Genomic DNA, 24,567 nt, shown 5'->3' with positions numbered 1-24,567 from the left:
GACTCTTGAGCCTGCAGGCAAATCAACATGTTGAACTCGATGAACCCCCAGCAGCGCGAAGCTGTGAAATACCTTGATGGCCCCCTTCTCGTGCTAGCGGGTGCCGGTAGCGGTAAAACCCGCGTCATCACGCAAAAAATTACCTACCTGATCGAGAAGTGCGGTTACTCGCCCAAGGAAATCGCTGCCATTACCTTTACCAACAAGGCTGCGCGTGAAATGCAGGAGCGTGTTGGGCAGCTACTTCAGGGCAATAATGCCAAAGGCCTGACCATCGCCACATTCCACTCGCTGGGTTTGCAGATGCTACGGCAGGAAGCCGAATTGCTGGGCTACAAACCGCAATTCTCCATTCTTGATTCATCTGATAGCTTCAAGATTCTTTCCGATGCCTTAGCCACCACGGATAAGCAACTGCTGCGCAAGACGCAATGGCAAATCTCAAGCTGGAAAAACGCCTTCATTAATCCTGACCAGGCAGCAGCAACTGCCGATGAGGAATTGACACATGCAGCTGCCAAGGTCTACCAGGTGTATCAGCAGACACTAAAGGCCTACCAGGCAGTGGACTTTGATGACTTGATCAAGCTGCCGGTAGAGCTATTCGAGCAGCACCCGGAGGCATTGCGGCGCTGGCAGCACAAACTCAAATATCTCCTGATTGATGAATATCAGGATACCAATGCCTGCCAGTACAAGCTGGTGAAGATGCTGACCGGTGTCGAAGGCCGTTTTACTGCCGTGGGCGATGACGACCAGGCGATTTATGGCTGGCGTGGTGCTGACGTGGAAAACCTGCGCCAACTGACTGAAGACTTCAGCCGACTCAAGGTAATCAAGCTGGAGCAGAACTACCGCTCCACCGTGCGCATCCTGCGTGCCGCCAACCAGGTCATTGCCAACAACCCCAAGCTGTTTGAAAAGAAGCTCTGGAGCGAACTAGGCACTGGCGACCTGATCCAGGTCAGCGCAGCCAAGGACGAAGATCACGAGGCGGAGTCCGTCGTGATGAAACTGCTCGCCCACAAATTCGAGCACCGCACCAAGTTCCTTGACTACGCCATTCTTTACCGCGGCAATCACCAGGCGCGCATTTTTGAGCAACAGCTACGTCAACAAAAAATCCCTTACACCATCTCGGGCGGGCAATCCTTTTTCGATAAGGCTGAAATCAAGGATCTGGTGAGCTACCTACGCCTGATTGCCAATGAAGACGATGACCCTGCGTTCATTCGCGCGGCTACTACCCCGAAAAAAGGCATAGGCAACACAACACTGGAGCGTCTGGGCGAGTTTGCCAGTGAGCGTAAGATTTCGCTGTTCGAGGCAGCGTTTGAGGGTGATTTCCAACGCACCATGGGCAATCGCCAACTGGAAGATTTGCTGACGTTCTGCCAGTTCATCAACCGCATTCAAGAACGTGCCGAGAAAGACCCAGCAGGCGAAGTGCTGAACGATTTGCTTAACGCCATTAATTACGAGGCTTTCCTTTACGATACGGAAGAACCACGTGGCGCAGAAAACAAATGGAAGAGCGTGTTGGATTTCGTCGCCTGGCTCACGCGCAAAGGCGACGAAGACGAAAAGAACCTGCTAGCCCTCACGCAGATGATCTCACTGATGAGTATGCTGGAAGGCCGTGAAGACGAAGAACCCGATGCCGTCAAGCTATCAACGCTGCATGCCTCCAAGGGCCTGGAATATGGCCACGTGTTCCTGATCGGCTGTGAGGAAGGTATCCTGCCGCACCGCGAAAGCGTGGACCAAGGCAAGATCGAGGAAGAACGTCGCCTGATGTATGTCGGCATCACCCGAGCGCAAAAATCGCTGCATATTTCCTGGTGTCGCCGCCGCAAGCGTGCTGGTGAGCATGAATCCTGCGAGCCGAGCCGCTTTATCGCAGAGTTGCCGGAAGACGATGTACGTCACTCCGGCCAGCCACAAACCGACCCAGCCGCCAACAAGGAAAATGCGCGCCAGCGCATGGCGCAGATTCGGGCCATGCTGGGTGGGCAAAACACTTAACATCTCAGCGGCACCAAGCCTTATGCAGCTTTTAGCCAATAAGGCTTGGTGTTAGCCTGGCTTTTTTGTCATGAAATCCATCCCATTCGCATGGTAAAGTAGCGCCCGTAGCTAGGCAGTTCCCTTTCGTGCGCTTACCCATTTGGACGCACAGAATTTCCTTTTCAAGCTTCTGTTTTTCAACCATTTCAAGACATAGTGAGCTGAGTAATAATGGGCAGTTGGATGATTGCACTAGCCGCTGGTGCGTTCTGCATCGGCATGACCGAATTTCTGCCCATGGGCTTATTACCCGACATCGCCCATGGCCTGGATGTCTCTATCCCCGCTACTGGCAACCTGGTGACCGTATATGCCCTGGGCGTCGTAATCGGCGGCCCTTTGATGGTTGCTCTCACGATCAACCGGCCACGTAAAGCCACATTGCTAGGTCTGATGGCGATTTTCACGCTGGGCAACATCCTCTGCGCCCTTGCCCCTAACTACATGACCCTGGCAGCAGCGCGTATTTTCACGGCATTGAGCCATGGCTCATTTTTCGGCATTGCTGCGGTGGTCGCACTACATCTGGCGCCGCCCGGCCAAGGCAACCGTGCCCTGGCGCTCATGTTTACCGGCCTGACCATGGCCAATGTGCTTGGCGTACCGCTAGGTACCCTGCTGGGCCAGGTAACCAGCTGGCGCATTCCATTCTGGACAGTTGCCGCCTGCGGCGCGATTGCCATGTATGCCCTCTGGCGTTTTATCCCCGATCTCAGCGCCATGCCTAAGCCGGATATCCGTAAGGAGATGCAAGCCGTACTCCAGCCTAACGTGCTGCTAGCCATGGCCATTACCGCGATTGGTTTTGCCGGGGTATTCACGATCTTTACCTACATCACGCCGATACTAGAAGATATGTCCGGGCTTTCACCCCATCATGTCAGCTTCATGCTGATTGCCATGGGGATTGCTGCCACCATCGGGCTAAATATCGGCGGAAAAATGGCCGATTGGAAACTATTACCCACAATCACCCTCTCACTAATAGGCATGGCCTTGTTAGGCGTTGTCTTCGCATGGAGTATGCAATTCACGCTGGCAGCGATTGCTACGGCATTTATTTGGGGCATGGTGAGTTTTGCCGTTGGCCCAGGCCTGCAAACCAATGCCATGGCGCAAGCGGGTGAATCGCCATTGATGGCTTCTACCGTCAACCAGAGCGCTTTCAACCTGGGAAATGCAGGTGGTGCCTTCTTGGGTGGTGCCGTGATCCATTTTGATTTCGGCTTGCCAGCCGTTGCCTTGGCCAGCGCGGCGGTTGCCATTTGTGGGGCTTTGCTGACTTTATACAGCATGCAACACTATGGAAAACAGACAAAATAATATTCAGCTCACTTGCCTGAGCTGAATCTACAAGCAAGGGTAATCCATGGCACATCAACAATCCGGACAATTGAGGCGCAGCACTTACAGGTTTGTAAAAGCCTTGTTCTGGCTATTGATGGTACTGCTTGTTGCGTTCATTGCATGTGAAATCCAGGGCTGGACGTTCCTACGCGAGCCTGCAGAAAAGCTACTGACCAAGCAATTAGAACGAGAAGTAAAGCTGGATGCGCCTTTCCAGCTGCATCTCTGGGCAGGTGTCCAGCTTGACCTGGGACACCTCTATATTGCAGCCCCGGCTGCGTTCAAGGTGCCGCACTTGGTCGATGCAGACAACATCAGTATCAAGCTGCGTTACAAGGACCTCTGGCATTTCAAGCAAACGAACAGCTTGCGCATCCGTGAAGTCAAGGTGGACGAGATTGATGCGCAGCTGATCCGCCATGCCGATGGCACAGCCACTTGGCAATTCCCCAAAGATGACAATGCGCCTGATAGCCCGCTTCCCGTGATCGAAACCCTGATCGTGAAGAATGGTAGTAGCCGCATAGACGATGTCATCAGCCAAGCCAGGTTACAAGCCAAATTCAAGACGGAAGAAGGCAGCAGCCAGGAAGAGCTACGTTCAGAAGTCAGCATCAACGGGCAATTCCAGGGTAAGCCATTGAAAGCATTCCTGGAGACACCTGGCTTTCTGCCTATCGCCACGCAAGATGCCGACGCTCCACCAATCAAATCCAAAGGCTGGTTGGAATACGCCAAACTACGCGTAGATTTCAACGGGCAAATATCCGATCTCTTTGGTCGGCAAGATATTGTCGGCAATGCCATTGTCACCGGCCCATCGTTATCAGTATTGGGCGACCTCACTGGTAGTGTGTTCCCGACCACCGACTCCTTCCGCATCAGCGCTGCGCTCAGCAAACATACTGATATTTGGGACGTTAACGTAGACTCTGCCAAGATTGGTAAAAGCAGCTTGAGCGCCGTGCTCCAATATGACCCGCGTCGCCAATCAGGCCAAGTGCCACTCTTGAGCGGTAAAATCGATGGTAGCCGCTTCTTTCTTGCCGACCTTGCGCCAGCATTCGGTACCCTGCAATCCGATGGCACCCCAGCCCAGCCTACTGAAGGACGTGCCATTCCTGATCGTCCACTGGATCTACCCTCGCTGAATTTCATGGATGCCGATATCGCCATCAAAATGGATTACATGAACCTGGGGAACGCCTTCGCCTTGCCGGTGGCACCATTCAAGGCCAAGCTCAGCCTGAATCAAGGCAAACTCAGCATCAGCGACATCTTAGCCAACACTGCGGATGGCAAACTGACCGGTAGCCTGATCATAGATGCCCACGAACCCCAGGATGGCAATGCAAAACGCTACCCGCCCCAATGGCAGATCAAGCTAGGCTGGAAAGACATCGAGCTTGGCAAATGGCTGCAAGTCTCCAAGGACCGCCAGGAAGCTGCCAAGAAACAGGGCAAGGAAGCCTCTCCCTATATCACCGGCACCCTGAACGGGCGCACCGAGCTCAGTGGTAAAGGCAATACCACCGCTGAACTGCTGGGCTCACTCAACGGCAATACCACCTTATTCATTGAACAAGGCGAAATATCCCGACTAGTGATGGAGTTGCTCGGGCTGGATATTGCCCAGAGCGTGAGCGCCTGGTTGGGTGGAGACAAATCGCAGCGCCTGCAATGTGCTGTGATGGATCTCAAGGCCAGCAACGGCGTCATCAAGCCTGAAGTAGCACTGATCGACACCCCGGTCACCCTGGTTTTGATCAATGGCAATATTGACCTGGGACAAGAAAAACTAGACCTGTTGCTGGCGGCAAAACCCAAGAACTTCTCCCCGCTTACTGTACGCTCGCCTATCAAGGTGCAAGGCAGCTTTGTCGAGCCCAAGGTACGCCCAGAAGCCGCCCCGATTGCAGCTCGCCTGCTGGGCAGTGTGGCATTGGCTTTCGTTAATCCGCTGGCGGCGATCCTACCCTACCTGGATACTGGCTCCAAGAGCAACTCTTACAATTGCAGCCAGGCGCTCCATGGCTATACCCCGAAACCCGTCAAAAGCGAACCAGACAAGACCACTCCAAGCACGCAGCCATCGCCTGCCCCTGCCATTCCTGGACACTAAAAGCAAGTTGTAAATGCTAGCGGCAATAGGCCCAAACGGGCCATACTGCCCATTAAACCCCTACTGATAAAATACTGACTATGCCTTACATCACCCTCGACCAAGCCAGCCTGGCTTATGGACACTATCCCCTGCTTGACCATGCCAACTTCCAACTTGATGCTGGTGAACGCGTGGGCCTGATTGGCCGTAATGGAGCAGGCAAATCCAGCCTGCTCAAAGTAATTGCTGGCGAAAGCAAGCTGGACGATGGCACTTTCTGGCGCGCCCCAAAATCACGTACTGTCTACGTGCCGCAAGAACCCGCGCTTGACCCTGAGCACACTATTTTCGAGGCTGTGGCCGAAGGCTTGGGCAACTTGCGCCAGGCCTTGGTGGAATATCACCACGTATCACAGCAAATGGCAGAGCCTGATGCCGACCTCGATAGTCTCATTGCTCGTATGCAGACATTGCAGCATGAGTTGGAATCACAAGGTGGTTGGCAATCACAAGCACGCGTGGAAGCGGTATTAAGCCGCTTGCAGCTGGACCCCGAGGCCAAAATTTCCACATTATCAGGTGGCTGGCGCAAGCGCGTGGCACTTGCTCGCGCCTTGGTGGCAGAACCTGAAGTCTTGTTGCTGGATGAACCCACCAACCACTTGGACTTTGCCGCGATTGAGTGGCTGGAAAACTTGTTATTGGATTTCAAGGGCAGCTTGCTGTTTATCACCCATGACAGACGTTTTCTTGATCGCCTGGCGACACGCATCGTGGAGCTCGACCGTGGTCACTTGACGGATTTCCAGGGTAATTACAGCCAATACCAAATCAAGAAGGAAGAACTCTTGGCAGTGGAAGCTACCCATGCTGCCAAGTTCGATAAATTTCTTGCACAAGAAGAAGTCTGGATACGCCAGGGCATCAAGGCAAGGCGCACGCGCAACGAAGGCCGTGTTCGCCGACTGGAAGCCTTGCGCCTGGAGCGTGCCGCTCGGCGCGAACGCCAGGGCAACGTCAAGCTCACGCTGGATAGCGGTGAACGCTCAGGCAAGCTGGTGGCGGAACTGGATCATGTCTCGCTCGCTTACAACAAGCCACTGATTCAAGATTTCAGCACGCGCATCATGCGTGGTGACCGGATCGGGTTGATTGGCCCCAACGGTGCCGGTAAATCCACCCTACTCAAATTGATCCTGGGTGAACTGGAACCGAATAGTGGCTTCATCCAGCGCGGCACTAATCTCAACGTGGCTTACTTTGACCAGATGCGCGAGCAACTGGACGAAGAGGCTACGCTGGCTGATACCATCAGCCCTGGCTCCGAATTCGTGCAGATCGGCAATGAGCGCAAGCATGTCATCAGCTATCTGGAAGACTTTCTCTTTCCACCACAGCGATCGCGATCGCCAGTGAAATCGCTTTCCGGTGGTGAGCGTAACCGCCTGTTACTGGCACGTTTGTTTGCGCGCCCTGCCAATGTACTGGTGCTGGATGAGCCTACCAATGATCTCGACATCGAAACCCTGGAATTGCTGGAAAGCCTGTTACAAGAATTTGCAGGCACCTTGTTCCTGGTCAGCCACGATCGTGCCTTCCTTGAAAATACAGTGACCCAGATCATTGCCTTTGAAGGCAATGGCATCCTGAGTGAATTTGGGGGCGGCTACGATGACTGGTTCCGCCACACCCAATCACAAGCTGCTGCAAAAACTGCTGCCAAGGTAAGCAACGAGAAACCCAAGCAGGAAACACCAGCCAAGAAGCCTGCGGCAAATAAACTCAGCTTCAAGGAAACCCGCGAACTGGAAAGCCTGCCTGGGAAAATTGAAGCCTTGGAAACAGAGCAAAGCACCATCAACCAAGCCTTGGCCAACCCAGATATTTATCGGGAAAACGCTGATCAGGCACGCACCTTGCAACAGAGGTTAAGCGAGATCGGCAGCGAAATTGAACAAGCCATGGTGCGTTGGGAAGAACTGGAAAACCGTAATTTAGCGTAGAGTGGGCACGATGGTATTAGCAAGCCTGTGCCATCAATAAACTGTGCCCACTGCCATTTCAATGACTGATTGACCTGAGGATCAGAGGGAGCAACCATTTGGATTCGTTGTGGAATTCATATACAGCCAATATTGCTTATGCAATCAGCCAGTTGTGCATTGCCATCATTATGGGTGGCCTGTATTTCCTCGCCCCAACTGAACGCTCCACACGCTATTGGGCTCTTTCCGGCCTACTGAGCATCTTTGGCTCCACGCTCACTGCCTTCAGTATCTCAAAATTTGGTCATTTGCCACTCATCACTGGTTCAACCCTCATGATCGCTGCGATGACAGCAAAATGGTGGGGAACACAGGCATTTTTCGGTAAGCATCCTGCTCACGTTGGCTGGTACCTGATCCTGGGATTTTTTATTACCTATAGCCTCAGCGTTTTGCTGCAATTGACAGTAGGCATCCGCACCCTGCTGTTCTCTCTCATGCTGGCCGTGTTGATGTTCCTCAACGTGGTTGAGGTGATCAAGGCAAGGGGCATCCGGCTATCATTTGCCAATAGCCTCGTCATCATTGCCTATACACTAGCCGCCGCAGATTTCATCTTACGCGGCATCCTCGCTATCAGCGGTGGGATAGATCTCGCCCCACAAAGCCATGACCCCATCAACGTATTCGGGCTTTACCTGATCCCCATGTGGTGTAACCTGCTGGGCTCCCTTGGCTTGCTCTTGATGTATTTCGAATCCATCATTCTTGAAAAAGAGCACCTCGCCTCGCATGACGAATTGACTAAGCTTTATAACCGTCGTGCACTGGTCAACCTTGGACGCCGTGAAGTAGACCTAGCGCTACGCTACCAAAAACCTATCAGTATCTTCATGCTCGACCTGGATCATTTCAAATTGGTCAATGACACCTATGGGCACGATGTCGGCGATAAAGTATTACGCAGTGTTGCTCTCACCTTGAGTAACACCTGCCGCAACACTGACATCATCGGACGCTACGGTGGTGAAGAACTCTGTATTCTCTGCCCGCATACCACCACAGAGGAAGCCATCGCATTGGGAGACCGCGTGTTGGAAGCCATGCGCAACCTGCGCCACCCAGCTTGCGACAATCGCCAAGTCACTTGCAGCCTGGGGCTCTATACCTGGAACCCCCATATCGATCTCGCGACAAGCTGGGAGGCGATGCTCCATCGCGCTGATACTGCGCTATATGCAGCCAAAGCTGCAGGCAGAAACTGCATGCTGCAATACAACATTGAGGCTGATCGCCAAAATCAATAAAAATTACTTATTAAATAAATTTAAACAATCAATTTTATTTATTTAAATAAATTCCCTACACTGCAATCTCACTATTTCAACACCCTAGGAGATTGCAATGACAACATCACTCATCAACACCGAAATCAAGCCATTCAAGGCAACTGCCTTCCATAACGGTGAATTCGTCACCGTGACTGAAGCAGACCTCAAGGGCAAGTGGGCTGCCGTAGTGTTCTACCCTGCCGACTTCACCTTTGTTTGCCCAACAGAACTTGGCGACATCGCCGACAACTACGACGAACTGCAAAAGTTGGGCGTCGAAGTTTTCTCCGTCTCCACAGACACCCACTTCACACACAAGGCTTGGCACGATGCTTCGGATACCATCCGCAAGATCAAGTTCCCCATGATCGGCGACCCGACAGCGACCGTGACACGCAACTTCGGCGTATTACGCGAAGCAGAAGGCCTGGCTGACCGCGGCACCTTCATCATCGACCCCAATGGCGTTATCCAGGCGATTGAAGTAACCGCAGAAGGCATTGGCCGCGACGCCGCTGACCTGGTACGCAAGATCAAGGCAGCACAATACGTTGCCACCCACCCTGGTGAAGTATGCCCAGCCAAGTGGAAAGAAGGCGAAGCTACATTGGCTCCTTCCCTCGACCTCGTTGGCAAGATCTAAGCACTAACAAGCCCGGGCAAACACAAACTCCCTGCCTATCTGCCCGGGCATTTTTTGCAGCACTATCAATACAAGATTGAGAGCACATCATGTTGGACGCAAACATCAAGACACAATTAAAGGCTTATTTCGACAAACTCACCCAGCCTATCGAAATCACTGCTTCTGTAGATAGCGGAGATAAATCCCGCGAGCTGCTGGAGTTGCTGAACGACCTCAAGAGCCTGTCTGCGCACATTAGCGTCCAGCAAAGTGATGATGACACGCAACGCAAACCCTCTTTCAGCCTAAACAGCCCAGGAAAAAACCTCGGCATCCGCTTTGCCGGGCTTCCCATGGGGCATGAATTCACCTCGCTCGTATTGGCGTTGTTGCAGGTAGGTGGTCATCCGCCCAAGGCCGAGCCAGAAATCATCGAGCAAATCCGCAACCTTGAAGGCGAATTCAATTTCGAGACCTACATCTCGTTAAGCTGTCACAACTGTCCCGAAGTGGTGCAGGCCATCAACCTCATGGCTGCGATCAACCCGAACATCCGTCACGTCATGATCGACGGTGCCTTGTTTCAGAAAGAAGTGGACGAGCGCAAGATCATGGCCGTGCCTACTATCTTCCTCAATGGTCAGGAGTTCGGTCATGGACGTATGGGGGTACAAGAAATACTCAATAAGATCGACACTGGCGCGATCAAAAAAGAGGCAGAAAAACTCTCATCCAAGGAGCCATTCGACGTATTGATCGTCGGCGGCGGCCCTGCTGGCGCCTCTGCCGCGATCTACTCAGCGCGCAAAGGCATACGCACCGGCGTGGTGGCTGAGCGTTTCGGCGGGCAAGTCATGGATACCATGACTATTGAGAACTTTATCTCGGTCAAGGAAACCGATGGCCCCAAGCTGGCGGCAGCATTGGAAGAACACGTCAAAAGCTACGATGTCGACATCATGAACTTGCAGCGCGCAGCAGCATTGGTACCAGCGCATGACAACGGCGGCCTCACCGAGGTCAAGCTCGAAAGCGGCGCTGTACTTAAAGCCAAGTCCGTCATCATCGCCACTGGTGCACGCTGGAGGGAAATCAACGTCCCAGGGGAAAAAGAATACCGTGGACGCGGCGTCGCCTATTGCCCCCACTGCGATGGCCCATTGTTCAAGGGCAGAAGCGTGGCTGTCATCGGCGGTGGTAACTCTGGCGTTGAAGCGGCGATTGACCTTGCCGGTATCGTCAAGAATGTCACCTTGATCGAATTCAACGGGGAATTACGTGCGGATGCCGTGTTGCAAAAGAAACTGTTCAGCCTGCCCAACGTCACTGTGATCACCGGCGGGCAAACCACCGAAATCAATGGCGACGGCGAAAAGGTAAACGGTATCACCTACAGCAACCGTCAAACTGGGGAGTCGCATCGCGTTGAGCTTGCAGCTGTCTTCATCCAGATCGGCTTAGTACCTAACACTGACTGGATCAAGGACACCATCACCTTGAGCAAATTTGGTGAAATTGAAGTGGATGACAAAGGCCAGACCTCAGAACCAGGCATATTTGCCGCAGGCGATGTCACCACCGTCCCCTTCAAGCAAATCATCATTGCCATGGGTGAGGGCTCAAAAGCAGCATTAGGCGCATTTGAACACCTGATCCGCCACTAAACTGCAGCGGTACTGTGAAACAAGGCTAAAACCAAAGGTCGACACGGTCAAAAACCCAGCGAAACAGTACCGCTAAAGCAGCTTAAAAGGTAGAATAGCGGGCTTGGATGTCCTCGTGGTGAAACGGATATCACCGGCCCCTCCTAAGGGTCAGTTTCAGGTTCGAGTCCTGACGAGGACGCCAACTCCAATCAGTTGCGAAAATTCCTGTCGCAACATCCGTTTAAGATGATGGATTTACCATTCGCCTGACTTGGCAAACAAGTCCAGCGATCATTTTGGCATCCTCATCATGCTGCAGTGACTGGAAATCCCTCATACCCGCAGTCTGACTCAATAGCTTACCTTTCGCATCAAATGATGCTGTAGCTAATGTGCGATAAGTCTGTTTACCGCAATCAAATTCCAACTTGGTTTGTTTTGCAATAGTTTGCTTGCCGTGCGTCTCGCGCTTGGCAAGAATTGATGAATAAGCGCCCTTTTCATCGTAGGAATCAAGATCAACCAACAGCTCGGTATCAGCTTTCTTCACTAGAGACTCCCACTCTGTTGCGGAAACAGGGCCTGGCACCAACAGTATTGCGGCTGACAAGATGATGAATGGATACATGGGCGTGTACTCCTGAACGTTTGTTTGATGATGTAACAAAACGGGAGGTAGGCATATCAGTCAAATGCCGCAGAGAAAATAAAAAAGCGAACCCGAAGGTTCGCTTTTTCTGGCGGAGCGGACGGGGCTCGAACCCGCGACCCCCGGCGTGACAGGCCGGTATTCTAACCAACTGAACTACCGCTCCATGACTCTGCACCAGGTTGTCATGCCTGATGGCTTTACTGCTTTTCTCACCAGGCAAGGGATGGTGGGTGATGACGGGGTCGAACCGCCGACATTCGCCTTGTAAGGGCGACGCTCTACCAACTGAGCTAATCACCCGTGCCTGACTGAGGAGCGGCATTCTACAGCATTTTTTTGATTTGGGAAGAGGTCTGCATAGATTTTTTGCATTTTTTTAAATCGCGCTGCATGCCACGCCAGTCAAGCGATTTGCTAAGTTATACTGATGTCATTCAATTTCAACCACTTGCTATGATTTTCAGGCAAGCAGTCAGGAGAACCCATGCTAAAAATTTTTTCAGTCGTGATGATATTGGGCTTAATCGCCTTGATCGCTTTCCGCTCCGTACACGCCGCCTCGACACCCAAGCCAGGCTCCCCTGCTCCCAGCTTTCATTTGCCAGATGCCAAGAAAGAACAACATCGCCTTACCGATTATGCTGGGCAATGGCTGGTGCTTTACTTTTACCCTAAGGATGACACTCCAGGATGCACCAAGGAAGCATGCAGCTTTCGGGATGATTTGTTCCAACTGGAAAAACTCGGTGCCAAAGTGGTGGGCATCAGTGTAGACGACTCCGACTCGCACGCGAAATTTGCGGAAAAATACAATCTTCCGTTTCCACTACTATCTGACATTGATGGAAAAGTAGCAGATAGTTATGGTGCACTGACTAACCTGGGCATTATTAAGATCGCTAAACGCTACACTTTCCTGATTGATCCCAAAGGCAATATCGCCAAGGCCTATCTCAGTGTTGATACATCACGTCACTCGCAAGAGATCATTGATGACCTAAAACAACTCAAAGCATCTCAATAGCCATAAAAAAACGCCGGGGCTTCCCGGCGTTTTTTACATGACATCTCACCTCAGTTTATGCCGAAGCCTTTTCGTCAAAATGGCGATTAATCTCACCCATATCAAACTCTCCCCAGCTCTTGAGGGCGCTTTCTAGTTCGCTCTGACTCATTTCCCCCACTTGCGCATCCACAACCACTTGATTCCGAATCGGCATCACCGCAGGAATCTGCTTCACGTTGAAATAATTGCTAATCTCAGGGTCTTCATCAATATTGACCATGGCAAATACAATATCAGGATGAGCCTCTGATGCTGCTTCAAAAGTAGGCGTAAAAGAAACACAGGGCTCGCACCAAGGAGCCCAGAAATCCACGATCACAAACGCATTGCTTTCTATCGTTTGCTTGAAATTGCTTTTGTTTAAATGCTGTACTGCCATGATGACTCCTCGGTTCTACTTCATCGTTGTTGTGGCCTCATGCGACACGCAGTCGCTCTCACAGCTTAGAGCCCCTCCAACTCACAAGCAATGTCAAAACCTCCCGTCATTAGCAGAGTGTTTTGACCGAAAAAGAACCAACTCCAGCCTTCATGTTATCGTCACACAAGACCGTAGAATGAAAAAAATTGATCGCGATACTAAATAAACCCCAGTCACCGCCGTTACTTACGGTACCCCCGAGGTTTGTTGCAAAAAAGTATTAACTATCTTGCAAGGCAATGTTAAAGTACTTTATTAACAATGATGCAAAATTGATTTATTGATAACCTTAATTAACCTTTAATGGTATAAGGCCTTTGAGCTCTGCTTACTGCCTATATGGTTTGTAATGAGTGAAATAAGTCAGGCACCCATAACCAATAATTTAAGCCTGCAACAAGTCGACGGCCTACTATGCAAACACCGAATGGGGAATGTTTAGAGAATGTGCAGTGCAGCAGGAGCTCAAATTGTTCTGAATAATGCCACGATCAGCGCATTACCTTCCGTTCCGCAAATCCTAACCAAGTTGCTGGAAACGCTGCAGGACGAGAACTCTGGCCTAGAGCAATTGGCCAACCTGATCGAAATGGATGTGGTCATCAGCGCTCGCGTGCTGGAAGTGGCCAATTCAGCAGCTTATCGTCGTGATCGCCACCCTGTGCTGTCTATCCGTACTGGCATCATCATCCTGGGTTGGGACATGGTCAAAATGCTGACGCTCAGCATTATCTGCCAACGCATGTTCAACGATTACTATGAACAGAGCAATCTGGACATTGAGCATTATTGGTATCACTCTCTACGCTGTGCCGTCATCGCAAAATCCCTGGCAGCGCGTACTGGCGCAGCTTCACCAGATGAATCCTATGTTGCCGGTTTATTGCATAACATTGGCAGGCTGGGCTTACTTGCAGGCTTCAAGAACAAATACCCTCCTTTCTTTGCCATTGATGACTCGCTACCTGGCTATATGGAAAGTGAAGTCGCTCATTTTGGTATTGACCATTGTGAACTCGGTGCCTGGATCATTCGTGATTGGAATATCAAATCGTTTCTTGAAGATGCAGTGGCATATCACCACCTGCCTGCCGCCCAAGTTGAGCATACGCCTGCTTTGGTCAAGATTGTCTACCTTGCCAATCTATTGCTAACAGAACGCAGGTCAGAACGGCAATCGGCGCTGATATTGGCAAATAAATGGTTCGAGCTTGATAGCTCGGTGATTAATGAGATCATGAGCCTGGCGGTATCCCAAGTGCATATCTTGTCAGACTCACTTGGCATCAACATTGGCACGGCACACACCAGCCAGCACAATTGGGACAAGCATGAGCCTGATATCGAAGCACTCGTACAGGCATTGAGCAAAAACTTCACCCCAACTCGCGCTGCTTCGTCTTCCAGTACCAATAAATTGGTGAAAGGCGTCATAGATACTGCCTTGATCAACCACATTGAATCCACCTGCAATCAAGAAAATCAAGCAGATGGATTTTTTGAGTTGCTATCAAAGCTTTCAAAACTACTTTGCAATGCAAAGCAAGTCATTCTGTTTACACCAGACGAGACAGGACAACATCTTGCTGGCAAATCCATTGCTGAAGATCAAGAATGGGTAGAAAGCTTCAAGCTCCCCATCAAACCTGCCACCAGCATCATCACCGCAGCTTGGATCAAAAAAGCGCACTGCCACAGCTTTCAAGCATTTGAAGGCTTCAAACCATCATTGCCAGATCAGCAGATCATGCGGTTATGCGAGGTAGATGGCATTCTTTGCTTCCCAATGTTTGCCAAAGACACCATCGTCGGCGTCATGGTGTTTGCACTGAACCAGCCAGAATTCCTGATTGCAAAACAACAGCTCAATGTGCAATCTGCATTGGCACGAATTGTCGCTTCTAGGCTTATACCCGAACAACAGCAAAACGAACCAGAACTTGAAGCCGCGGTACATGAAGAGCGCCTCAAGCGTTTTGTGCATGAAACTAGCACACCTTTATCCACCATCAAGAACTACCTCGCCATCCTTGAACAAAAAATGCTGCTCAATGGTATGCCTAATCGTGATATTGCCATCGTCAACGAAGAAATTGACCGTGTCGGCTCCTTGATTGGCAATCTTTACTCGAATGAACAAGACCATATTGCCGCCAGTACGGACGTCAACCAATTAATTCAGGATATCGTCGCGCTACACCGACAAACATACTTGCAACCTGCTGGCGTGGAAGTCACGCTCAATCTATCTTCCGGGTTGCCCAAGATCACGACTATCCCTTATCAGTTGCGCCAAGTACTCGTTAACCTGATCCGTAATGCAGCAGAAGCGATGGAACGTGGTGGCAAGCTCAGCATTGCCACCTTCGTGGAAAGCCAGTCTGATGCAGGCCAAGGCATTCTGATTCAGGTGAGCGACACCGGGCCTGGCATTCCTGACAGCGTGCTAAGCAAAATCTTCACCCCCGTGGAAACCACCAAGGGCGGCAAACATAGTGGTATCGGGCTATCCATCAGCCATGATCTGATCAAAGGCCTGTGTGGCAGCATTGCCTGCCGAACCTCAAGTGCAGGAACCAGCTTTGATATTCGCCTGCCCATACAAGCCAGCTCGCACGCAGCACTGATCAACTAAGGCAAACTTCATGGCCGCTCAACATTCAAACTCCCAGCACATCGTGAACAAACTCATGTCCAGGCCCAATGTACTGATTGTTGATGATAACGAGCGCCTGGCACAAAGCCTGCAACAATTGCTGCAACTGCATGGTTATAACGCTGAAATATGCTCCTCGGGCGAGGATGCATTACAACTAGTCATGGATATCAAATTTGACTTGATGTTGCTCGACCTCTCCATGCCCAATATGAATGGCTTTGATGTCCTAACCGAGCTTGCCACCCACACCTCGCCACCACCGGTGATTGTCATCAGTGGTACTAAAACCCTGAATGCTGCTATTGAAGCCATGCGCTTGGGGGCTTACGACTTCATCCGCAAGCCTTATCAGCCTGAAGAATTGCTGCATACCATTGAAAACGCGATAGAAAAATCTCGCCTGGAAACCCAGAATCGCAGTATCCACGCTAGGCTAGAAGAATCTGAAAATCTCTATCGCTACTTGGTCAACAGTTCGCCAGATATCATTTATACCCTGGATGACAATGGTCGCTTTACCTTCATCAATCATCGCGTGGAAACCTTGCTTGGTTACAGACGGGAGTCGCTGATCGGTAAGCACTATACTGAAATCATCTATAGCGATGACTTTGACCGCGCGTCCTATGCCTTCAACGAACGCCGCACCGGCAATCGTGCCACACGTAATATTGAGCTGCGCTTGAAATGCAAGGATAAAGAAACCGAAGTACGTCACTTTGAAATCAACTTCATCACCGTCGTCCTTAATGCCACTGGCACTTACGCTGGCACGCATGAATCAGGCACGCCTTTCAGCGGCACTTATGGCGTAGCTCGTGATATCAGTGATCGTAAAAAGGTAGAAGAAGTCATCACGCGCCAGGCATATCACGATACCCTGACTGGCCTACCCAACCGTGCGCTATTCAAAGATCGGCTCAACGTGGCATTGAATCATGCCAAACGTAACCAGCAGCAACTCGCCATCATGTTCCTGGATCTGGATCGTTTCAAATGGGTTAACGATACCTTGGGGCATTTTTACGGTGATGAATTGCTTAAGCACGTCGCCCAGCGGCTTTCAGGCTGCCTGCGTGCACAAGATACCTTAGCTCGCATGGGGGGCGACGAGTTCACGCTGCTACTGCATGACTTGCAACAACCCGAAGATGCCAGCCTGGTGGCTGCCAAGATTGTAGAAGAGCTCAAGCGCCCTTTCCTGCTGGATGAGCGTGAAATCTTTATTTCTTCCAGCATCGGCATTGCGCTATACCCAGACCATGGCGACTCAATTGAAACGCTCATCAAAAGCGCAGATATCGCCATGTATCACGTTAAATGGCGCGGCAAAAACGGCTATCAATATTATGAAGCCAGCATGAATGCCATGTTCCATAAAAAGCTTTCTATGGAGAACGAGCTCAGGCGCGCGATTGAGAAAAAACAAATCATCTTGCACTACCAACCCCAGGTAGATGTAGAAACCCGAAAAATCATTGGTCTAGAAGCACTAGCCCGCTGGCATCACCCGGAACTCGGCATCATCTCGCCAACCGAGTTCATTCCCCTTGCTGAAGAAACCGGCTTGATCTTCTCGCTGAGCGACATCCTGTTAGAAGAAGCATGCAAACAGATGCAGATATGGGATCAAGCAGGATTATTAAGCTTCAGGCTTGCCATCAACATCTCTCCGCAACTGGTGGAAGAAGAAAGTTTCGTCACAAAAACGCTGGATTACATCCAGGCCCAGCAGCTCAAACCCGAGTTTTTTGAAATTGAGATTACCGAAAACCTCTTGGTCAGAGACCTGGAAAACACCGTTGCCAAGCTGAAGGCACTAGGGAAGCAAGGTATCAAAATTGCCCTTGATGACTTTGGCACCTGCTACTCATCCCTCTCCTATCTCAGGCAATTCCCCATCCACAACATCAAGATCGACAAATCATTCGTTGGCGATATCAATAGCCACGATGAAAGCGTTCCCATCATCACCGCCATTTCGGGCATTGCGAAAGGCTTCAAACTTGACCTCATCGCGGAAGGCGTAGAGACCCTGCAGCAAATGAAAACACTGCATAGAATGGGTTGCAACAAAATGCAGGGATTCCTGTTCAGCAAACCACTCCCAGCTCACAGCATCACCAATCTACTCAAGCACCAAGCCAACCTGTTTCAAAAGAATGGCGAACCCAATAGCCTGCTCATCAGCCAACATTAACCACCAACACATCCCACAGCCACTTGATAATTAACAATGTAGTCCCCACCTAGCAAAATGCAGGCGAGGAGTCTGCGAAAAGGTTATAATCCGACACTTGGCTCTATTGAGAACTTTCGTTTTTCAGTTCAGTCATAACAAGAGCTTTATACCATCAGGGGCCGACCAGGTTTCGACGTGGGTTGCAAAGCAGCGCAGGGCATACCGAGGCCTAGTCACCTCGTAAATAAACTAGAACAAGTATAGTCGCAAACGACGAAACTTACGCTCTAGCCGCTTAATCCCGGCTGGACGCTGCACCGGAGGGCCTCTCGGCCGGGCGGGTAACCGCAGCAGCGTCATTTAGAGAGGATCGTGTTGCATTGGGTTACTTAATGCAACATTAAATCCAAGGTAACTCGCCTGCTGTTTGCTTGCTCGTTGGTGAGCATCAGGTTAAATCAAACAACACAGCTAAGTATGTAGAACTGTCTGTGGAGGGCTTGCGGACGGGGGTTCGATTCCCCCCGGCTCCACCAAATACCTGTTCAATGTGATATAGAACAGTACAAAAAACCCGGTAAATCTTAAGGATTTACCGGGTTTTTTATTTGAGCCGCTTAAGCGACTTTGTAGCAATAAATTGCTCTATTGCAAGAATTAACGGAAAGACCTTCTTGCTGGTTGCGGGCCGCGTGCTGAGGCTTCGATATGTCGAAATATAATGCGCCCTTTGCCTAAATCGTAAGGTGAAAGTTCGACAGTGACTTTATCACCTGCCAAAATACGGATATGGTTTTTCCGCATTTTTCCTGCAGTATAGGTAATGAGGGTGTGTCCATTTTCTAGCGTTACTTTAAAGCGTGAATCTGGTAAAACTTCGTCGACTTTTCCCTGCATTTCGATCAATTCTTCTTTTGCCATATTTTTCCTTCACGTTATCTTAATTTTTTGATGCAAATATCTGTTGATTATTTAACCACTGCTGCGCTCTTAACACACCATGGTCTATCGCTTTTTCAATAGAGTTGAATTCAGATGTAAAGCTAAAAATCCTGGAATGTGTAGTAGTACCCTGCCCACTACGAACCAGAATGACAGACGAAAACTTCCCATTACCTATGGCTTGGGAAATGGGCGTAATAACATATCGCCCTGCAGTAAATGACTGCGGTACTTTTAAATTCATTCATTAATCTCGTGTAGCCTCAAAAAGGCCACTATTTCAATTAGGAGGCTGTGCTGCATCAGCAGCAAAGTATGGTGGACGGATTGATGCCGACCATTATTAGGCGTGCCACTAGGAAAAGTGTATCCACCAACAAAGACTTCGTTTGGAACCGGTGGGGTGTTGCTGCAAACTTAGCGCAACATATTCAGACAATATCAGAGGGAAAGCACAACTTAATAGGGTAAGTCTACGGGTTTATTACAATAATGTCGAATTTATTTAATTGTGCTTTGTTGGTGAATATAAAAAAGCCCGGCATGCCGGGCTTTTCAAGACAGCTTAAAACTTTATATTAAGCAGGCTTAATATTGCCTGCTTGCTTGCCTTTTGGTCCGTCGATGACATCAAAGCTTACACGCTGGTTTTCAGCCAAGCTTCTGTAGCCGCCTTCACCTTGAATAGCAGAGAAGTGAGCAAAAAGATCAGCACCGCCTTCATCAGGGGTAATGAAGCCAAAACCTTTTGCATCGTTAAACCACTTTACAATACCTGTTGCCACGTTGTATTCCAATTCTATATATGCGATCTAACATACTACACCAATATGAGCCAGCTAGCCGATTTTATTCAAAAATATCCAATTTCTTTCAGATAAATTGTGTTTGCTTGCCACATCATTGCTCAAATCTTCACATGAAACCAGTGGACAGGTGAGAAAAGTGAGAATCAACCAGCTCACTCAGAGCTTTTCCTGCCGAATCAACTTTCCTTCATAAATGTAGACGGATCGCGGCTCCAAGATTAACTCATCTGCCTCTTGATTCGGGATCGGGTTCAGTGTGGTATCCAGCATCAAGGCCCAATCATAGGTATCGCAATATGGCAAACGCGCAGGTACTGTTACATGGGAAGCATTGAGTATGACGAGAATAGCGCAGCCAGTTTTATCTGGTGGTACAAACTTTACCGTCATTGCCTTGTTCTGTGGGTCGTTCCATTGTTCATTACTCATGGACTCGCCGTTGACATTGAACCAAGCAATATCTGAGTTGCCTTGCTCATTCAACTTGCCCGTGACGAATTCTGCACGCGAAATGGCACTATGGTGCTTACGCAATTGTGCAAGTTCGCCGACAAAATCAATCAAGCCATCATCTGCTTGATGCCAATTGATCCAACCCAGCTCATTATCTTGGCAGTAAGTATTATTGTTGCCCTGCTGGCTATTATTGAGCTCATCCCCCGCAAGAAGCATCGGGATACCTTGCGACATAAACAAGGTAGCAAGGAAGTTTCGTTTTTGCCGGGCTCTTAACTCCAGTATTTCTTGCTGGTCGGTTTCCCCTTCTTCACCGCCATTCCAGCTATGGTTGTCATTTGCGCCATCCTGGTTATCTTCACCGTTGGCTTCATTGTGCTTGTCATTGTAGGAAACCAGATCATGCAATGTGAACCCATCATGTGCCGTGATGAAGTTGACACTGGACCATGGCCGACGATGTTGCTCATTGAACAGATCGCTGGAGGCTGCGAAGCGGCTGGCGAAGCTTGACAGCATGCCCTCCTGGCCTGTCCAGAACTCGCGTGTGACATCGCGGTAATCACCATTCCATTCTGAAAAGCCAGGGGGAAATGAGCCCAACTGGAAACCACCCGGCCCAACATCCCAAGGCTCGGCAATCAACTTGCAACGCGTGAGTACAGGATCTTGCAACATCGCATGAAACAAGGCGTGATCACGGTTAAAGCCGTTTTCATTCCGCCCCAAAGTCAGCGCCAAGTCGAAGCGGAAGCCATCAATACCGTATACCGAGGCCCATAGCCTCAAACTATCCATGATCATCTGCATGACCTTGGGATGCGAGGTATTCAGGGCATTACCGCACCCTGTCAGATTGTCGTAGTAGCGCGGATTTCCCGGAAGCTCGCGGTAGTAGCTGAGATTGTCTATGCCTTTCCAGCAGAGTGTAGGCCCTAGATGATTACCTTCGCAGGTATGGTTATAAACGACGTCAAGAATCACCTCTATGCCAGCTTCATGCAGGGTATCAACCGTTTTGGCAATTTCCTCAAGTGCGCCGGAACTCAAGTATGCAGGCTCTGGCGCAAAATACGCCAAGGTGTTGTATCCCCAATAATTCGATAATTGCCGCTCTTGCAAATGACGATCATGAACGAAAGCATGCACAGGCATAAGCTCAATCGCGGTAATGCCAATACGTTGCAAATGGCTAATCATGGCGGAATCGCTAAGCGCCGCAAATGTCCCGCGAATATCGTCGGGAATCAAGGGGTGTTGCATCGTCAGGCCACGTACATGGGCTTCATAAATGATGGTTTTAGGCCAACGAATATCCGGTTTGGCAGATTTGACCAAGATGTCTGGATTAACCACGACTGCTTTGGGCATGAACCTGGCACTATCGCGCTCATCCATATGCAAGTCCGCATCGGGATCGTCGCTGATCGTGTATCCATATAGAGCGTCATTCCATTGCAACTGGCCGCTCAGTTTTCGGGCGTATGGATCCAGCAGGAGTTTATTATGATTGAAACGCAGGCCATCCGCTGGCGCCCAGATGCCATCTACCCGATAGCCATAGACTTGCCCTGGCTGCAACCCTTCTACATACCCATGCCAGACTCCATTGGTGCATTCTTTGAGGGTAATTCGCTCGGTTTCTGCGTCACCGTGTTGATCAAACAAGCAGAGCGTGACGTTAGTAGCATGATCTGAAAACAGGGCAAAATTCACCCCCTTCCCATCAAAATACGCGCCGCGTGGATAGGGTTTGCCTTCTTTTAAGGCTAATACAGTCGTCATATTGTGGATTGCCTCATGATCAGGGCTGCATGTAGTGAAATAAACTCAATCTAGGCTAACAAAAGCCAACATACCCGCCTACAACGCCAGAAAATTGTAAGAAAGCCACAACATAGCAACGAACAAAATGGCAATTTCCGTAAGGCTGAATTTGAACATGACCTTCCCCTATCATCATGATGAATACACCATACGACTCATCAGTCCATACCATGAATCAGGGAATGTCTGGTTTACCTGTCAGACGATTCTGAAGAGTTGATTAGCTATATATGCTGCAAACTACATACCTGCTAAGCGCTGTGACAATTTGCCACATTCATCAACCCAGCTCTTGCCTCTATTATTTGACGCTGCCTAGCAAATGGTTTTTCACGCTAGGTAGTGCATGAAGGTTTTGAATAAAAATATTTGGAGAAAGGTAATGATGAAGAAATTTATATTGGCCGGCATCTTGGCGCATACCATGCTTTCCACCGCCGCCCATGCGGCTGAAGCAAATGCAGCTCAGACGCTGGCAAAAAAGAGTGGCTGTTTTGCTTGCCATAACATTGATAAGAAAGTGCTGGGGCCCTCTTATAAGGATGTCGCGGCCAAATACAAAAATGACAAAGGCGCAGAAGCCAAACTTGTAGCCAAGGTTAAAGCAGGCGGCAGTGGTACATGGGGCGATATGCCAATGCCACCAAACTCCCATGTCAAGGATGAAGACATTAAAACCATCGTTGAGTGGATATTGACACTGTAATCAGCTTCCAACAGTTACAGTCACTGGTACTTCAGCGATCAGTGACTGGTGTAGCTCCAGCAAACCTCAATAAATATTGCTCTCCTCCGGCATTCACTCACTATTGCCGATAAATCAAGTTAGGCAGCATCGTTCATCATTCAGGGCTTTCTGGACATCTTCCTTCCTTGCACGTAATAATCCAGCCATGAACTGTGCCACCTCACGTTACCTACACTACCCCAAGCCCGGCTTATTCAGCACTTTGTTGATGACATTGTCGATTGTACTGTTCAGTTTCGACATCAGAGCTGAAACCCTGACTGGCAAAGTCATTCATATTGCAGATGGCGACACTGTGACCATCATAGCCAACAAGAGCCAGCACAGGATCAGGTTACTTGGCATAGATGCTCCTGAAAAAACACAGGCTTATGGCAAACAATCAAGAGTAGCGCTTAATCGCGCCATCAATGGCAAGTACGTCACGGTGGAATGGAACAAGCGGGATGATTATGGTCGCATCATCGGCAAGGTGGTTTATAACGGAGTGGATATCAACTTACAGCAAATCCAGAAAGGCATGGCTTGGCACTATAAATATTTTGAGCGCGAGCAGGAGCCAGAAGATCGCTCACGCTATGCCCAGGCAGAATACCAGGCCCAGCGTGACAAGCTGGGATTATGGCAGGATGCCAAGCCGACACCGCCGTGGCAATATCGTCGCTCACGGCCATGACAAGCTTTACTGCGTCAGTGCATCCTGATAATCGTGCAGGTATTTGGTTGAGAGCTGCTGCTTTTCCTGCTGACTGAGTATCTTGCCTGCCATCTGGAAAAACTTGCGCTCTTCCTCTTCTAAATGATGTAACACCTTGTGCTGTAATGCCTTGGCATGTACCAGCCATGCTGGAGAAGAAAACTCTGTCTCTTGCAGCAATTCTAGAATTTCGTCAATTTCATGATGCTCAGCAATCCCATGGCGTGAGGGCTCGACTCCATTATCATCCAGCATAATGGGACGATAGAAATGCCGCTCCTCTGCCCTCTCATGCGCAGCCAACTCAACTTGTATTTCCTGGAATAACGCTTTGCGCTCAGGGGTATCACCGCTAGTGGCAACCAATTGCTCCAGCAGCTCGCGTTGGCGATCATGGCTTTGTCGCAAGGCTTCGAAGATATTCATGTGCTTACCCCTGAGTAATGTGTCAGCAACACCTTATCAGGGAACCAGCTGGCAGCCAGTCAGCGCTTATCCAGAATGATTGTCGGATAATTCTGAGAAACTGAGCGATCAGGAGCCGACTTGGGTCTTGACGTATTTCTTCATCAAGGAGCCCTGCTCACGCTTCCAGTCTTTTTCTTTCTCGGTATGACGCTTGTCGTATTGTTTCTTACCCTTGGCAAGACCAATCTGTACCTTGATTCGGCCACGCGTGTAATGCATATCCAGCGGCACCAGGGTATAGCCTGCACGCTCGACCTTGCCGATCAATTTGGCGATCTGTTCGGAATGCAACAGCAACTTGCGTGTGCGGATGGCATCAGGACGCACATGGGTAGAAGCTGAGCCCAGCGGGGTCACATGGCAGCCAATCAGGTAAATTTCGCCGCGCTGAATAATGACGTAGGCCTCTTTTAGCTGGATGCGATTTTCACGGATCGCCTTTACTTCCCAGCCTTCCAGCACAATCCCGGCTTCGTATTTTTCTTCGATGAAATAATCGTGAAAGGCTTTTTTGTTCTGGGCAATGCTCATGGTA

General features: G+C 50.0%; 20 protein-coding genes, 3 tRNA genes and 1 other RNA gene. 14 read left to right on the top strand and 10 right to left on the bottom strand.

Annotated elements, in window-relative coordinates; translation table 11 throughout:
• Positions 1–27 precede the first annotated feature (27 nt).
• The 8 genes from ACIKP9_RS01850 to ACIKP9_RS01815 all read left to right on the top strand — a co-directional run bounded on the left by ACIKP9_RS01850 (position 28) and on the right by ACIKP9_RS01815 (position 11,307).
• Positions 28–2,025, top strand: coding sequence for a UvrD-helicase domain-containing protein (locus ACIKP9_RS01850; protein ID WP_400878531.1), 1,998 nt, complete (start codon positions 28–30; stop codon positions 2,023–2,025).
• 225 nt (positions 2,026–2,250) lie between these two features.
• A complete protein-coding gene (locus tag ACIKP9_RS01845; RefSeq protein ID WP_400878528.1) occupies positions 2,251–3,390 on the top strand; it encodes an MFS transporter in 1,140 nt (379 codons plus the stop codon).
• Positions 3,391–3,436: 46 nt separating this feature from the next.
• On the top strand, positions 3,437–5,536 hold the full coding sequence (locus ACIKP9_RS01840; RefSeq protein WP_400878525.1) for an AsmA family protein: 2,100 nt from the start codon (positions 3,437–3,439) through the stop codon (positions 5,534–5,536).
• Between the two features lie 80 nt (positions 5,537–5,616).
• Positions 5,617–7,521 (top strand): ATP-binding cassette domain-containing protein, encoded by a 1,905-nt coding sequence (locus tag ACIKP9_RS01835; RefSeq protein ID WP_400878523.1) that lies wholly within the window; start codon positions 5,617–5,619, stop codon positions 7,519–7,521.
• A 98-nt stretch (positions 7,522–7,619) separates the two neighbouring features.
• Positions 7,620–8,810: a GGDEF domain-containing protein gene (locus tag ACIKP9_RS01830; protein WP_400878520.1), complete on the top strand. Its 1,191-nt coding sequence runs from the start codon at positions 7,620–7,622 to the stop codon at positions 8,808–8,810.
• 97 nt (positions 8,811–8,907) lie between these two features.
• Positions 8,908–9,477, top strand: coding sequence for an alkyl hydroperoxide reductase subunit C (gene ahpC, locus ACIKP9_RS01825; protein ID WP_400878517.1), 570 nt, complete (start codon positions 8,908–8,910; stop codon positions 9,475–9,477).
• An 89-nt stretch (positions 9,478–9,566) separates the two neighbouring features.
• The gene (ahpF, locus tag ACIKP9_RS01820) at positions 9,567–11,123 is read left to right on the top strand and encodes an alkyl hydroperoxide reductase subunit F (protein ID WP_400878515.1); all 1,557 of its coding nucleotides are present in this window, start codon (positions 9,567–9,569) and stop codon (positions 11,121–11,123) included.
• Positions 11,124–11,232: 109 nt separating this feature from the next.
• Positions 11,233–11,307, top strand: a tRNA-Arg gene (locus tag ACIKP9_RS01815).
• A 39-nt stretch (positions 11,308–11,346) separates the two neighbouring features.
• Here ACIKP9_RS01815 and ACIKP9_RS01810 read toward each other — a convergent pair.
• From ACIKP9_RS01810 to ACIKP9_RS01800, 3 genes are all read right to left on the bottom strand, one after another.
• Positions 11,347–11,733 carry a surface-adhesin E family protein gene (locus ACIKP9_RS01810; RefSeq protein WP_400878512.1) on the bottom strand — a complete coding sequence of 129 codons (387 nt, stop codon included), beginning with the start codon at positions 11,731–11,733 and terminating at the stop codon, positions 11,347–11,349.
• Between the two features lie 110 nt (positions 11,734–11,843).
• Positions 11,844–11,920: transfer RNA gene (locus tag ACIKP9_RS01805), tRNA-Asp, on the bottom strand.
• A gap of 61 nt (positions 11,921–11,981) precedes the next feature.
• Positions 11,982–12,057: transfer RNA gene (locus ACIKP9_RS01800), tRNA-Val, on the bottom strand.
• Between the two features lie 184 nt (positions 12,058–12,241).
• Between ACIKP9_RS01800 and ACIKP9_RS01795 the strand changes: the two genes are divergently transcribed.
• Positions 12,242–12,781 carry a peroxiredoxin gene (locus ACIKP9_RS01795; protein WP_230346953.1) on the top strand — a complete coding sequence of 180 codons (540 nt, stop codon included), beginning with the start codon at positions 12,242–12,244 and terminating at the stop codon, positions 12,779–12,781.
• 55 nt (positions 12,782–12,836) lie between these two features.
• Here ACIKP9_RS01795 and ACIKP9_RS01790 read toward each other — a convergent pair whose 3' ends face one another.
• A complete protein-coding gene (locus ACIKP9_RS01790; protein ID WP_400878509.1) occupies positions 12,837–13,202 on the bottom strand; it encodes a thioredoxin family protein in 366 nt (121 codons plus the stop codon).
• 487 nt (positions 13,203–13,689) lie between these two features.
• On the opposite strand from ACIKP9_RS01790, the gene ACIKP9_RS01785 reads away from it, so the two are divergent.
• The 3 genes from ACIKP9_RS01785 (at position 13,690) to ssrA (ending at position 18,621) form a co-directional block, all read left to right on the top strand.
• A complete protein-coding gene (locus tag ACIKP9_RS01785) occupies positions 13,690–15,879 on the top strand; it encodes an HDOD domain-containing protein (RefSeq protein WP_400878506.1) in 2,190 nt (729 codons plus the stop codon).
• 10 nt (positions 15,880–15,889) lie between these two features.
• Positions 15,890–18,103, top strand: a complete 2,214-nt coding sequence (locus ACIKP9_RS01780) for an EAL domain-containing protein (protein ID WP_230346950.1) — start codon at positions 15,890–15,892, stop codon at positions 18,101–18,103.
• Between the two features lie 157 nt (positions 18,104–18,260).
• Positions 18,261–18,621, top strand: a transfer-messenger RNA (tmRNA) gene (gene ssrA / locus ACIKP9_RS01775).
• A 121-nt stretch (positions 18,622–18,742) separates the two neighbouring features.
• On the opposite strand, the gene infA is transcribed toward ssrA, so the two are convergent.
• The 4 genes from infA to glgX all read right to left on the bottom strand — a co-directional run bounded on the left by infA (position 18,743) and on the right by glgX (position 22,077).
• Positions 18,743–19,006 carry a translation initiation factor IF-1 gene (gene infA, locus ACIKP9_RS01770; RefSeq protein WP_230346949.1) on the bottom strand — a complete coding sequence of 88 codons (264 nt, stop codon included), beginning with the start codon at positions 19,004–19,006 and terminating at the stop codon, positions 18,743–18,745.
• A 19-nt stretch (positions 19,007–19,025) separates the two neighbouring features.
• Entirely contained in the window at positions 19,026–19,271 is a 246-nt protein-coding gene (locus ACIKP9_RS01765; protein ID WP_400878501.1) for a hypothetical protein, read from the bottom strand.
• 334 nt (positions 19,272–19,605) lie between these two features.
• Positions 19,606–19,812 carry a cold-shock protein gene (locus ACIKP9_RS01760; RefSeq protein ID WP_230346947.1) on the bottom strand — a complete coding sequence of 69 codons (207 nt, stop codon included), beginning with the start codon at positions 19,810–19,812 and terminating at the stop codon, positions 19,606–19,608.
• A gap of 180 nt (positions 19,813–19,992) precedes the next feature.
• Positions 19,993–22,077, bottom strand: coding sequence for a glycogen debranching protein GlgX (gene glgX, locus ACIKP9_RS01755; protein WP_400878498.1), 2,085 nt, complete (start codon positions 22,075–22,077; stop codon positions 19,993–19,995).
• Positions 22,078–22,504: 427 nt separating this feature from the next.
• Here glgX and ACIKP9_RS01750 point away from each other — a divergent pair, with 427 nt between their 5' ends.
• The gene (locus ACIKP9_RS01750) at positions 22,505–22,825 is read left to right on the top strand and encodes a c-type cytochrome (protein WP_400881824.1); all 321 of its coding nucleotides are present in this window, start codon (positions 22,505–22,507) and stop codon (positions 22,823–22,825) included.
• A 187-nt stretch (positions 22,826–23,012) separates the two neighbouring features.
• Positions 23,013–23,543, top strand: coding sequence for a thermonuclease family protein (locus ACIKP9_RS01745; RefSeq protein ID WP_400878495.1), 531 nt, complete (start codon positions 23,013–23,015; stop codon positions 23,541–23,543).
• A gap of 6 nt (positions 23,544–23,549) precedes the next feature.
• On the opposite strand, the gene ACIKP9_RS01740 is transcribed toward ACIKP9_RS01745, so the two are convergent.
• On the bottom strand, positions 23,550–23,990 hold the full coding sequence (locus tag ACIKP9_RS01740) for a hemerythrin domain-containing protein (RefSeq protein ID WP_400878492.1): 441 nt from the start codon (positions 23,988–23,990) through the stop codon (positions 23,550–23,552).
• 108 nt (positions 23,991–24,098) lie between these two features.
• Positions 24,099–24,563 (bottom strand): SsrA-binding protein SmpB, encoded by a 465-nt coding sequence (smpB, locus tag ACIKP9_RS01735; RefSeq protein ID WP_400878489.1) that lies wholly within the window; start codon positions 24,561–24,563, stop codon positions 24,099–24,101.
• Positions 24,564–24,567 lie beyond the last annotated feature (4 nt).

Source organism: Methylobacillus methanolivorans, from assembly GCF_044751345.1.
GTDB lineage: Bacteria > Pseudomonadota > Gammaproteobacteria > Burkholderiales > Methylophilaceae > Methylobacillus > Methylobacillus methanolivorans.
Note: the sequence above shows the minus strand (reverse complement) of the source record. Positions and strands in the feature narration are given on the sequence as shown.

What these genes read in the sequence shown, in the direction of transcription:
- ACIKP9_RS01850 (WP_400878531.1), top strand. Translation starts at nt 28, where the DNA reads ATGTTGAACTCGATGAACCCCCAGCAGCGCGAAGCTGTGAAATACCTT.
- ACIKP9_RS01845 (WP_400878528.1), top strand. Translation starts at nt 2,251, where the DNA reads ATGATTGCACTAGCCGCTGGTGCGTTCTGCATCGGCATGACCGAATTT.
- ACIKP9_RS01840 (WP_400878525.1), top strand. Translation starts at nt 3,437, where the DNA reads ATGGCACATCAACAATCCGGACAATTGAGGCGCAGCACTTACAGGTTT.
- ACIKP9_RS01835 (WP_400878523.1), top strand. Translation starts at nt 5,617, where the DNA reads ATGCCTTACATCACCCTCGACCAAGCCAGCCTGGCTTATGGACACTAT.
- ahpC (WP_400878517.1), top strand. Translation starts at nt 8,908, where the DNA reads ATGACAACATCACTCATCAACACCGAAATCAAGCCATTCAAGGCAACT.
- ahpF (WP_400878515.1), top strand. Translation starts at nt 9,567, where the DNA reads ATGTTGGACGCAAACATCAAGACACAATTAAAGGCTTATTTCGACAAA.
- ACIKP9_RS01810 (WP_400878512.1), bottom strand. Translation starts at nt 11,733, where the DNA reads ATGTATCCATTCATCATCTTGTCAGCCGCAATACTGTTGGTGCCAGGC.
- ACIKP9_RS01795 (WP_230346953.1), top strand. Translation starts at nt 12,242, where the DNA reads ATGCTAAAAATTTTTTCAGTCGTGATGATATTGGGCTTAATCGCCTTG.
- ACIKP9_RS01790 (WP_400878509.1), bottom strand. Translation starts at nt 13,202, where the DNA reads ATGGCAGTACAGCATTTAAACAAAAGCAATTTCAAGCAAACGATAGAA.
- ACIKP9_RS01785 (WP_400878506.1), top strand. Translation starts at nt 13,690, where the DNA reads ATGTGCAGTGCAGCAGGAGCTCAAATTGTTCTGAATAATGCCACGATC.
- ACIKP9_RS01780 (WP_230346950.1), top strand. Translation starts at nt 15,890, where the DNA reads ATGGCCGCTCAACATTCAAACTCCCAGCACATCGTGAACAAACTCATG.
- infA (WP_230346949.1), bottom strand. Translation starts at nt 19,006, where the DNA reads ATGGCAAAAGAAGAATTGATCGAAATGCAGGGAAAAGTCGACGAAGTT.
- ACIKP9_RS01765 (WP_400878501.1), bottom strand. Translation starts at nt 19,271, where the DNA reads ATGAATTTAAAAGTACCGCAGTCATTTACTGCAGGGCGATATGTTATT.
- glgX (WP_400878498.1), bottom strand. Translation starts at nt 22,077, where the DNA reads ATGACGACTGTATTAGCCTTAAAAGAAGGCAAACCCTATCCACGCGGC.
- ACIKP9_RS01750 (WP_400881824.1), top strand. Translation starts at nt 22,505, where the DNA reads ATGAAGAAATTTATATTGGCCGGCATCTTGGCGCATACCATGCTTTCC.
- ACIKP9_RS01745 (WP_400878495.1), top strand. Translation starts at nt 23,013, where the DNA reads ATGAACTGTGCCACCTCACGTTACCTACACTACCCCAAGCCCGGCTTA.
- ACIKP9_RS01740 (WP_400878492.1), bottom strand. Translation starts at nt 23,990, where the DNA reads ATGAATATCTTCGAAGCCTTGCGACAAAGCCATGATCGCCAACGCGAG.
- smpB (WP_400878489.1), bottom strand. Translation starts at nt 24,563, where the DNA reads ATGAGCATTGCCCAGAACAAAAAAGCCTTTCACGATTATTTCATCGAA.